General features: G+C 61.2%; 11 protein-coding genes and 1 pseudogene. 2 read left to right on the top strand and 10 right to left on the bottom strand.

The genetic code is table 11. The annotated features are described in order from the left end of the window. The 6 genes and pseudogenes from HP547_RS23070 to mcpP form a co-directional block, all read right to left on the bottom strand. Positions 1-729 (bottom strand): annotated as a pseudogene (locus HP547_RS23070) (heme utilization protein); the annotation flags it as partial. A 51-nt stretch (positions 730-780) separates the two neighbouring features. After that, on the bottom strand, positions 781-1,359 hold the full coding sequence (locus tag HP547_RS23075) for an adhesin (RefSeq protein WP_172287575.1): 579 nt from the start codon (positions 1,357-1,359) through the stop codon (positions 781-783). A gap of 1 nt (position 1,360) precedes the next feature. Further along, the gene (locus HP547_RS23080) at positions 1,361-1,798 is read right to left on the bottom strand and encodes a hypothetical protein (protein WP_172287577.1); all 438 of its coding nucleotides are present in this window, start codon (positions 1,796-1,798) and stop codon (positions 1,361-1,363) included. Between the two features lie 297 nt (positions 1,799-2,095). Beyond that, positions 2,096-2,665, bottom strand: coding sequence for an AAA family ATPase (locus tag HP547_RS23085; RefSeq protein ID WP_172287579.1), 570 nt, complete (start codon positions 2,663-2,665; stop codon positions 2,096-2,098). After that, the gene (gene pnuC / locus HP547_RS23090) at positions 2,662-3,228 is read right to left on the bottom strand and encodes a nicotinamide riboside transporter PnuC (protein WP_172287582.1); all 567 of its coding nucleotides are present in this window, start codon (positions 3,226-3,228) and stop codon (positions 2,662-2,664) included. Before pnuC ends, HP547_RS23085 begins: the two co-directional genes overlap by 4 nt. 181 nt (positions 3,229-3,409) lie before the next feature. After that, the gene (mcpP, locus tag HP547_RS23095) at positions 3,410-5,044 is read right to left on the bottom strand and encodes a methyl-accepting chemotaxis protein McpP (RefSeq protein WP_172287584.1); all 1,635 of its coding nucleotides are present in this window, start codon (positions 5,042-5,044) and stop codon (positions 3,410-3,412) included. A 299-nt stretch (positions 5,045-5,343) separates the two neighbouring features. Here mcpP and HP547_RS23100 point away from each other — a divergent pair, with 299 nt between their 5' ends. Together HP547_RS23100 and HP547_RS23105 are read left to right on the top strand one after the other, a co-directional pair. Then, on the top strand, positions 5,344-6,174 hold the full coding sequence (locus tag HP547_RS23100) for an undecaprenyl-diphosphate phosphatase (RefSeq protein WP_172222801.1): 831 nt from the start codon (positions 5,344-5,346) through the stop codon (positions 6,172-6,174). After that, positions 6,167-6,580 (top strand): DUF1294 domain-containing protein, encoded by a 414-nt coding sequence (locus HP547_RS23105; RefSeq protein WP_172287587.1) that lies wholly within the window; start codon positions 6,167-6,169, stop codon positions 6,578-6,580. The genes HP547_RS23100 and HP547_RS23105 overlap by 8 nt, the downstream gene beginning before the upstream one ends. Positions 6,581-6,678: 98 nt before the next feature. Here HP547_RS23105 and HP547_RS23110 read toward each other — a convergent pair whose 3' ends face one another. The 4 genes from HP547_RS23110 to HP547_RS23125 form a co-directional block, all read right to left on the bottom strand. Then, on the bottom strand, positions 6,679-7,038 hold the full coding sequence (locus HP547_RS23110; protein WP_172222792.1) for an MmcQ/YjbR family DNA-binding protein: 360 nt from the start codon (positions 7,036-7,038) through the stop codon (positions 6,679-6,681). Further along, complete coding sequence (locus HP547_RS23115; protein WP_172287589.1) at positions 7,031-7,948, bottom strand: LysR substrate-binding domain-containing protein; 918 nt, start codon at positions 7,946-7,948, stop codon at positions 7,031-7,033. The genes HP547_RS23110 and HP547_RS23115 overlap by 8 nt, the downstream gene beginning before the upstream one ends. A gap of 172 nt (positions 7,949-8,120) precedes the next feature. Further along, positions 8,121-9,044 (bottom strand): LysR substrate-binding domain-containing protein, encoded by a 924-nt coding sequence (locus HP547_RS23120; protein ID WP_172287592.1) that lies wholly within the window; start codon positions 9,042-9,044, stop codon positions 8,121-8,123. A 146-nt stretch (positions 9,045-9,190) separates the two neighbouring features. Further along, positions 9,191-9,643 carry a helix-turn-helix domain-containing protein gene (locus HP547_RS23125; protein ID WP_172287594.1) on the bottom strand — a complete coding sequence of 151 codons (453 nt, stop codon included), beginning with the start codon at positions 9,641-9,643 and terminating at the stop codon, positions 9,191-9,193. Positions 9,644-10,090 lie beyond the last annotated feature (447 nt).

The raw sequence follows: 10,090 nt of genomic DNA on the forward strand, positions 1-10,090 counted from the left end.
GCTGCGGTCATCGGATGAGTTGAACGTGCCTTCACGTGAGCTCGAGCCGCTTTTCGAGGTGGTGAAGGTCAGCGTGTCCACACGGTAGGTGCGGTCGGCACTGTTGTTCACGATCAGGCCTGGGCCGTCCTGGTTTGCGGACGCGGTGGCGGAAGCATTACCCAGCGGGGCACCAGTGTTGGCGATTGCCATGGTGTTTTTCTGCTGGTTGAGGTCGCCACCGGCAATGTTGATACCGATGTTGCCTTCAGCACCGCTGGCCGAACCACTCATCACCGCCGAAGACTGGGTCGAATAGTTGTCGACCCGGTTGCGGCTGCTGCTCTGGTCAACGTCGGCAGTGGCACTGGCCATGCCGAACACGAAGCTGTTGTCCAGGCTCGATTCGGAGCCGGCGTTGGCGATGGCAGCGGCGTTATCCTGCTGGTTGCCGTTACCGGCCGCCACGTTGATTCCGACGTTGCCGCTGGAGCCTACGCCCGACTCGTTCATTTCAGCTTCGTTGATGGTGCCTTCATTGCTGATGCGATTGTTGGTGCTGGTTTGCGTATCCCAGGCGTTGGCCGTTGCATACACAGGGATCTTGGTAGGTGGAGGCGTGTGCTGACCATTGTTATGGTGGCCGTTATGGTGGTCATTACGCCGATCGTTTTGCCCAGCTTGTACAGCAACAGCCATGACCGCAGCAATTGCGAAAACCAGAGGCTTGATTGCCATCGAGGGTTTCATGGTGATTCTCCGTACTCTAGTTAGGTTAAGTGTCGTTCTTGACTGAAAGGGTCATTCCGCGACCCGGATGCTCAAGGTGTTGGCCATGCGGTTTCCCACCCCGGCACTCTGGTTCAACTGGATCACCCCTCGGCTACCGGTGAAGGCCTGGTCACTGGTAGTGACCTGGCGATAGCCAGCTGGGATGTCAGTTGCGCCGGAGTTGTTGAGCAGCGCCACGTTCTGTTGCATGAGGACGCTGTCGTCGATGCTTTGCGGCTGTGCGCCAATGCTGATGCTCAATGCGTTGGCTTGCTGGGTATTGGCGCCGGCGCTCTGGTTGACCCCCAGGGCGCCGCTGCCGTTGCTGAAGGCGTTGCCCTGGATGCTCGATCGGGCGTCCATCGCGGGGGCGGCGGGGGTATTCAGGCGTTGGCGAATCTGCGTGCTGGCGTTCGCTTCAGGCCCGACGGCGATGGCGCGGGCGTTGGCCTGTTGCTGTGCGTCGCCAGCAGCCTGGTTGACGGTGAGGTTGCCTTGATAGCCGCTGCCGGAGTTGTCGATGTCGGCGTTGTTGATCACCGGAACCAGTGACTGAGCGAAAACAGGCGCACTGCACAGGGTGGCTACTACCAGCAGGGTGTGTTTCATCTCACTTGCCCCCGCCAGTCAGAATCTGCAGCGGCGCCAGGCCACGCTGCACACTCGAGTTCACCATGTTGGAGATCCCGTTGCCCGAGCCCGTGCCCCGACCGCCCGCCAAGTTGGGCAATTGCGACTGGTTGCCGAGGTTGCCGCCCAGGTTGTTGGTCTGCTGGGTGATCATGTTGCTGATGCCTGCACCACTGCTGATGCTGGCAAAGTCGCCATCACTGAGCTCGTTGGTCTGCTTGAGCACATAGGCGGAAGGGTTGGCGTTGACGGTGGTGGGGTTCGGGTCGGGGATCAGCGGCGGAATGGTTGCGTTGCGGGTCTGCACATCGCGGGTGATGATGATGATCCCTTTGTCAGCCTGGGCCGCAAAGCTCAGCGACCCGAGTACACAGCCCACCAGCAGCAACCCATGGAAGCGTTTGTCGGTTTTTCTCACGGCGGCAATTCCTTCTCTGAGCGCTGTTCCTGTTCAGCGGTGCGAGGAACAGAGCAGAAGGTGTGCCGCTTTTGAGAATGGTTTTCAGATCAACAGGTTAAGGCGAGAGGCTGACAAATTGCGGCGCATTGTGTCTCAGCGCTGAAACAGATGTCCGCGCAGGTTGCTGGCTGAGGCAGCCGTGGCCTCGATTGGAAGGGATTTTGCAGGGGTGTTTCATTGGCTTGACACTGTCCCCGAAGCGGGGGCAGGGCCCGCGTTTTCGGGGGGTTTACCCCACAACGGTGTGTCAGTGGCTTAACACTCGGTTGGGCACGCTGGCGTATCGCTATCAATGAGCGTAGCAACCGTTTGTAGCGCCAGCAACTGGCGCTGTGGCCAATTGCCTTCGATTATCTGGTGCACTTGGTTGTGCCGTTGCAGCCACGCGAGACTGTCGTCAAAGAAGCGCTGGCGGTCGCTAAGTTCGGGCTGACTGCGCTGGCCGTCGCCCACCCAGTCGACGCCCTGGGGGCTCAGCAACAGGTGCAGGTCGTAGCGCCGTGCCAGCAGGGCCTGTTCCAGCCACGCCGGGCAGTCACCGAACAGTGCCTGGCTCCAGAGCATGTTGCTGAGTAGGTGGGTGTCCAGAATCAGCAACGGTGGCGCCTGCTCACGGGCGTGGTCCTCCCAGGCCAGTTGGCCGCGGGCGATGGTGGGGATATCGGCGTAGCAGGTGTCGCGGCATTCCTGGTCGATGAAGTGGCGCACGTACTCGGCTACCACCACGCCGCCAAAATGCGCCTGGATCACCCCGCTGAGCCAGCTTTTGCCGCTGGATTCTGGGCCGCACAGCACCAGTACTTTCATGGCCTGCCGAGTGATCATGGCTGCACCAACGCCGGGTCACGGCGCCATTCGTGCCAGCCGCGTACGGCGATCAGGGTCAGCACTGCGAAGAAACCCGCGGTGAAATACAGCTGTTGGTGCACGTACTGGCCCACATAGACGATGTCCACCACCACCCACAACGGCCAGCACTGCAGGCGCTTTTGCGCCATCCACAGTTGCGCGACCAGGCTGAAGCCGGTGAGGGTGGCGTCGAGCCAGGGCAGGGCGGCATCGGTCCAGCTGGCCATGGCGGCGCCCAGCGCGGCGCTAAGCGCGACCCCGGCGGCCAGCCCGGTGAGCAGTGCCGGACGTGGCAGGCACGAGACCTGGCGGGCGTCGTGCGCGCGGCCGGGGCGCTTCCATTGCCACCAGCCATACACCTGCAGAACGGCATAGGCCACTTGCAGCAGCATGCCTGAATACAGCTTGACCTCGTAGAACAGCCAGCCGTAGATCAGCACCATGACCAGGCCGATCGGCCAGCACCAGGCGTTCTGCTTGACCGTGAGCCAGACAGCGGTGACGCCGAGGACGGCGGCGATGAGTTCAAGGCCGGACATCGGCGATCCTTGGGGGCGGGGAGGGGCGCGATTGTAGCTTGTCGGCAGAGGAAGGTGTAGGCACTTGTAGGAGCAGCCTTGTGCTGCGAAGAGGCCGGCAAGGCCGACTGGTGTTTGCAAGACGCCAGGGCCTCTTCGCAGCACAAGGCTGCTCCTGCAAGGGTCGAGCTATGATCGCCGGCTAGACACGGAATTGGCGCAACAACTGTTCCAGCGCTTCGCTCAATTGCCCCAAAGCCAGCCCGGCATCGCTCGACTGACGCGCCGCATCGGCGGTCTGCTGCGACAACCCTGCGGTATCCAGCACATTGCGGTTGATTTCCTCGACCACATGCGACTGCTGCAAGGTGGCGCTGGCGATGGAGGCATTCAGGGCGGTGAGGTTGTTCAGCACCTGGTTGATGGCATCCAGGCTGGCACCGGCCGCGCGCGCCTGCCCAACCGTCTGGCGCGAAGCCTCGCTGCTGGCATCGATAGCCCGCACGGCAGCATCCGACTGGCTCTGCAGGTGCTCGATCATGGTGTGGATCTCGGCCGTCGACTGCGCCGTGCGCTGGGCCAGCAGGCGCACCTCGTCGGCCACCACGGCAAAACCGCGGCCTTGCTCCCCGGCCCGTGCCGCCTCGATGGCCGCGTTCAGCGCCAGCAGGTTGGTCTGTTCGGCGATGGAGCGGATGACATCGAGCACACCGCCGATGCGCGTGCTGTGCCCGGCCAGGTCGCGGATCACCTGCACCGCCTGGTCGATGGTCAGCGACAGCCGGTCGATCTGCGCCAGGCTGCCGTGGATGGCCTGCTGGCCATGCGTAACCTGCTGCTGCGCGGTGCGCATTTCCCCGGCGGCCTGCTCGGCGGTCTTGGCCACGTCCTGCACGGCATAGGTCACTTCATTCACCGCCGTGGCAACCTGGTCCATCTGCAGCGATTGCTGGGCACTGTGCTGTTGCGCGGCACTGGCGTTGTCGCCGACATGCCCGGCAGACTGCGCCAGCGCATGAGCCGCCCCCTGCAGCTGGCCGACTACGCCTTGCAGCTTGCCGTTGAAACGGTTGAAGTGCTCGCCCAGGTGGGTGATTTCGTCGCGGCCGTGGGTGTCCAGGCGCCGGGTCAGGTCGCTTTCACCGCTGGCGATGTTGCCCATGGCCTGCACGGCTTCCTGCAGGGGGCGGGCAATGCTGCGGGCAATCACCATGACCAGTAGCGCCATCAGCAGCGCGATGCCGAGCCCTGCCAGCGACGCATCGCGCAGCTGGCGGGCGAATTCGGCCTGCACGTCATCAATGTACACGCCCGAGCCGATAATCCAGCCCCACGGTTTGAACAGCTGTATATAGGAGGTCTTGGCCACCGGCTCGCTGGCGCCAGGCTTGGGCCAGCGATAGTTGACCGGGCCGGCGTCCTGCTGGCGGGCCAGAGCGACCATTTCATTGAATACGGCGAAGCCGTCCGGGTCGCGGATGGCCGACAGGTCCTGGCCGTCGAGCTTGGGGTTGGCCGGATGCATGATCATCTTCGGCCCCAGGTCATTGATCCAGAAGTAGTCGTCGTGGTCGTAGCGCAGCGCGCGCACCACCTGCAATGCCTGTTGCTGGGCTGCGTCGCGGCTGAGTGTGCCGGCGGCCTCCAGGCCTTGGTAATAGGCCAGTACACCGGCTGCGGTCTGCACCACATGGCGGGTCTTTTCGGCCTTGGCCTGGTACAGGTCACCGTGGATCTGGCGCAGCATCAGCAGGCCCAGCAGCACCAGCATGGCCACCGCCAACAAAAGGATCAGCCACAAGCGGCGGCTGATCGACATCGACCTCAGAGTGTTCATTCGGGCGCTCCTGCGTTGTTCTTTTTATTCAGACGCATCCAAGCATGCTTTGCTGGCGAACCACACCCGACTAATGGCTAAGTGCTATCTTTGTAGCCATCTGCGGCGGGCCGGGTAAAGCCATTGCAAAGGTGCTCTGCTAGCATTTCGGCCGGGCTAGATGAAACCTTTAACAGGCGTGAACTTTTCCACTGGCGTTGCGCCCAACAGTCGCTGTAAAACAGCCAGGCCGCGTGCGGCAATCACAAGTAAATCAAGAACAAGGGGCCTGCAGCGAGCAGCGCTCCATCGGGGGAATGATGGATTTTTGGACTGCCTTCCAGGCAATCATCTTGGGCGTGGTGGAGGGGCTGACGGAGTTTCTGCCCATTTCCAGTACCGGTCACCAGATCATCGTCGCCGACCTGATCGGTTTTGGCGGCGAACGGGCCATGGCTTTCAACATCATCATTCAGCTGGCGGCAATCCTGGCGGTGGTGTGGGAGTTTCGCGGCAAGATTCTCGATGTGGTCTTCGGCCTGACCAGCCAGCCCACGGCGCGTCGGTTTACCGGTAACCTGTTGCTGGCATTCATGCCGGCGGTGGTACTGGGTGTGTTGTTCGCCGACCTGATTCACGAATACCTGTTCAACCCGATTACCGTGGCGGCAGCGCTGGTGGTGGGCGGGGTGATCATGCTCTGGGCCGAGCGCCGTCAACACCGCGTGGAGGTCGATCACGTGGACGACATGAACTGGAGCCATGCGCTGAAGATCGGCTTCGTTCAGTGCCTGGCGATGATCCCGGGCACTTCGCGCTCCGGCTCGACCATTATCGGCGGCCTGCTGTTCGGCCTGTCGCGCAAGGCGGCAACAGAGTTTTCGTTTTTCCTGGCGATGCCGACCATGGTGGGTGCCGCAGTGTACTCGGGGTACAAGTACCGTGATCTGTTCCAGCCTGCCGATTTGCCGGTGTTTGCTATCGGCTTCGTGACCTCGTTCATCTTTGCCATGATCGCGGTGCGTGCGTTGCTCAAGTTCATCGCCAACCACAGCTATGCGGCGTTTGCCTGGTATCGCATCTTGTTTGGCCTGCTGATTCTGGCCACCTGGCAGTTTGGCTGGGTTGACTGGGCCACGGCACATGGCTGAGGCGCTGCGCGGGGAACGGCTGGATGGCGTGCGCAATGTGCGCCTGAAACTGCTGCTGTTTGGCGTGCTGTGCCTGTTGCCGGGCCTGGGGGCGGCGCAAATGGCCTGGAGCGACCAAGCCTGGTGGCCGTTGGCGCTGTACCCGGCAATGAGCCTGATCAGCCTGTTGCTGTATTGGCAGGACAAGCAACAGGCGCGTTCGCAGGCCTGGCGCACCCCCGAGAAGGTGCTGCATGCCAGTGAGCTGCTGGGCGGCTGGCCGGGGGCGCTGTTGGCGCAGCAGCTGTTCAGGCACAAGACACGCAAGGTGTCGTACCAGCTGGTGTTCTGGGGAATCGTGGGGCTGCACCAGGTGATCTGGGCAGACTGGCTGTTTCTCGGCGGGCGGTATCTGCCTTTTGGTTGATGTGGGCTGTGCCGGCGCTTTCGCGGGTAAACCCGCTCCAAGGGATCACCGCAGTTTGCAGGAGGGGATTTACCCGCGAATAGGCCGGCATAGGCCCTCTACATCAACAACCCCACCTGCAACTGCTTGGGCAGTCGCCGCACTACCAGCTGGTGCGAGCGCTGCAAAAGATCACACAATTCCTCGCGGCCCATGGGGTAGGGCGGGGCCATGCTGATCCACCGCGCCCGCGCCAGATAGGGCGCAGGCCGTACTCCCGGGCGGTCGCAGTAGCCAAGAAACAGCTCGTCCGCCACCTTGAACGACAACCCGGCACCCGCCAGGTCGAGCACCGCAAACATCTTGTTGCCCGCCACCGAGAACACCCGGATGCCACCCCATTTGTAGTCTTCCCGCGCCCCCGGCAGCCCCAGGCAAAACGCCGCCACGTCGGCTTCGCTGATCTTCTGTTCAGACATAGCGCTCTCCACAGGCCTCGAATGACGCCGCCAGGTGATCGATCCACACGCGTACCGCCGGCAATAACCCGCGCCGGTGCGGGTACACCGCCTGCAGGTAGCCACCGGGCAGTGACCAGTCTGGCACCAGGCGCACCAGCTCGCCGCGTTTCAGTTCTTCTTCGCAAAACATGCTGGGCAGTGCGGTGAACCCCAGACCAGCCCGTACAGCAGCATTACGTACTACGAAATCATCAATGGCCAGCCTTGGTTCCAAGGCAATTTCCTGCTGTTTGCCATGGGGCCCGAACAGGCGAAAGTGTACCAGCCGGTCTGCTTCGGCGGCCCCCAGCACCGGCATCGACGCCAACTGATCCGGTATACGGATATGGTCGGCAAACCCGGGCGCGGCCACTAGCTGCATCTGCGCCTGGCACAGCCGGCGGGTGACCAGGGCCGGGTCTTCATCGCCCAGGTCGCGCACCCGCAGGGCCACGTCGATGCCTTCGGAAATCAGATCGACCCGGCGGTTGAGCAGCACCATGTCCAGCTGCACCAGCGGGTACTGTTCGAGAAAGCGGCTGATGACATCCGGCAGAAAGGCGTGGGCCAGGGCCACCGGGCAGGATACCCGCAGCCGCCCGCGCGGTTCGCTGCTCATGCTGGCCACGGCTTCATCGGCGGCTTCGGCCTCCAGCAGCATGGCCTGGCAATGATGCAGGTAACGCTCACCCACCGCGGTAAGCTTCAACTGACGCGTAGTGCGTTGCAGCAGGCGGGTGCCGAGGCGCTCCTCAAGCTCGGCGATACGCCGCGACAGGCGCGACTTGGGGATGCCCAGCTGGCGACCGGCAGCAGCGAAACCGCCGGCTTCGACCACGCGGGCGAAATAGAAAAGGTGACCTGTTTTCCTAGAGAAACCATTGATCAAAACTGATATTTCCTTTATCGATCAACGGGATAGAAGGATTTTGCTTTTGACGAATGATCAAAATCAGCACTTTGATCAGGCTCATTGATTGAGATTAGGATAGCCGAGGAGGAGAGGCTGGTGGAGCTCTCCACTGAAAGCAACGCATTGGCTAAGGACGCAACATCACCTTTTACAAAGGCCGGTCACCACAGCGATCGAACGCATGTGCCAGGTGATCCAACCAAGCCCTGACAGCCGGCAACACTCCACGCCTGTGCGGGTAGACCGCCTGGAGCCACGCAGGGGCGCAATGCCAATCAGGAAGCATGCGAACAAGCTCTCCGTTGGCCAGTTCGCTCTCACAGTGCATTAACGGCAAAACCGTGAAGCCCAGACCACCCAGCGCCGCTTCCTTACGCATGATGAAGTCTTCGACACCCAAACGGGCAGGCATAGCGATCTCGTACCGCTCGCCGGCCTGGTTGAACAAGCGCATTCTGGCCAGCCGGTCAGAGTCTAAAGCCCCCAGGAAGGGCAGAGCCATGAGTTCTTTGGGGTGACAAACAGGGTGGGCGGCAAGGAAATCTGGAGAAGCCACAACCTCCGTACGAGCCTCACGCAAGCGCTTGGTGACGAGATTTGGCTCTTCATCTTCGGCTTCGCGAACGCGCAGCGCGACATCGATACCTTCATTGATCAAGTCGACTCGGCGATTGACCAATAGCAGATCGAGCTGGACTTGTGGGTACCGGGTGAGGAAATCACGAACCAGTGGATTTAAGAATTGATTCGCCAAGCCGACCGGGCTACTCACCCGTAGTGGGCCCCGTGGCTCACTGGTTGCGCTGGCAACCACTTCATCGGCTTGCTCAGCTTCCAAGAGCATTGCCTGGCAGTGGCGCAGGTACCGTTCACCTAAAGCAGTGAGCTGCAACTTGCGTGTTGTGCGTTGAAGGAGGCGAGCGTTGAGCCGCTCCTCCAATTCCGCGATACGGCGGGATAACCTTGACTTTGGGATGCCAAGCAGGCGGCCTGCCGCAGCGAAACCACCAGCCTCCACGACCTTCGCGAAATAGAAGAGGTCATTCAAATTTCGGGGTTCACCAATAGCCACTTTCGGACGACCTTAGGACATAGGGAGCTAGGCATGCAGGGCATGCATTATGCCTGAGTCGGCAGAGGCCTGTACCCGTCCACAATTCAGGTATCAAAGTCACCTACGCCGCTGTGCTGTAAGACGTGGCGCTTGCGCGTTGAGCTTCACGATTTCTTCAGACGATTACTGACGGTTTGCCGAGAAATCCCCAACTTTCTCGCAACCTCCGCCTTACTATAGCCTTGATCGACGAGCTCTTTGATTTGCTCTCTCAACTCAAGGGATGCCGCGACATTTGGGTGTGGCTTCTTCGACGGCAGAGCCGGTATCTCGCTGCAGAGCAAGCCGGTGGACTCAAGGTCTTTTGCAAGGTGATCCAAAACCTGTTGTGGCGTCTGTCCGCGCTCTGCAGCGTAAGCGAGCGTCAGCAAGGTCAAAGGATCCACTCCCAGTGCTTTCGCCAGCTCTTGGCTAACGTCTAGCGTCACAGATCGAGCACCCGCTTCGAGACGACTGATGTAGCTAGGGTCGACGGCCTCTGCCAAATCCTGCTGCGATGACTCGCGGCGGGTACGAAGCAATTGCAAGGCTGCGGCAAAGTTTTCCGGACAGTCCACCTCCGGTGTCTAGATCAGATGACCTTTGACTTCCTCCCTCCCTTGATCTGAAGAGCTGACCCTATGGCCTTTGGGCTGTTCCCATAAGAAAAACCTAAAGGTGCGATTCTGACGGGGAGTGCAAAGAAAATCTCTCAAGAGTACCAACACATCAACGCGTAGCTCTAATAACATCCACAGGGCATTTGCGTGCCGCTAATGCCCGGAGCGCCCTGTTTCCGAGGAGTGCCAGTAGAGGCCCATGAAGCCTCCGAAAGGGCCTATGAGCAGTTGTGAGAAGTAAGGCGCCATACTCCTGCGGCTGAGCCTTTCGAAGCTAATACGTCCCCCGGTGCAGATTAGCGCCGGTCTAGGGGGCTGATGTCGCCAATCCCGATTCAAGAGCTTCAAGTATCAGTTATCGCCGCTGTCGGGCTGCTGGCCTGCGCAGGGATTGCCCGCAAGCCC

This window comes from Pseudomonas sp. CM27, assembly GCF_013179515.1.
In the GTDB taxonomy this organism is placed as follows: Bacteria; Pseudomonadota; Gammaproteobacteria; order Pseudomonadales; family Pseudomonadaceae; genus Aquipseudomonas.

Coding starts and splice junctions, on each gene's coding strand:
- HP547_RS23075 (WP_172287575.1), bottom strand. CDS start 1,359: ATGAAACACACCCTGCTGGTAGTAGCCACCCTGTGCAGTGCGCCTGTT.
- HP547_RS23085 (WP_172287579.1), bottom strand. CDS start 2,665: ATGATCACTCGGCAGGCCATGAAAGTACTGGTGCTGTGCGGCCCAGAA.
- pnuC (WP_172287582.1), bottom strand. CDS start 3,228: ATGTCCGGCCTTGAACTCATCGCCGCCGTCCTCGGCGTCACCGCTGTC.
- mcpP (WP_172287584.1), bottom strand. CDS start 5,044: ATGAACACTCTGAGGTCGATGTCGATCAGCCGCCGCTTGTGGCTGATC.
- HP547_RS23100 (WP_172222801.1), top strand. CDS start 5,344: ATGGATTTTTGGACTGCCTTCCAGGCAATCATCTTGGGCGTGGTGGAG.
- HP547_RS23105 (WP_172287587.1), top strand. CDS start 6,167: ATGGCTGAGGCGCTGCGCGGGGAACGGCTGGATGGCGTGCGCAATGTG.
- HP547_RS23110 (WP_172222792.1), bottom strand. CDS start 7,038: ATGTCTGAACAGAAGATCAGCGAAGCCGACGTGGCGGCGTTTTGCCTG.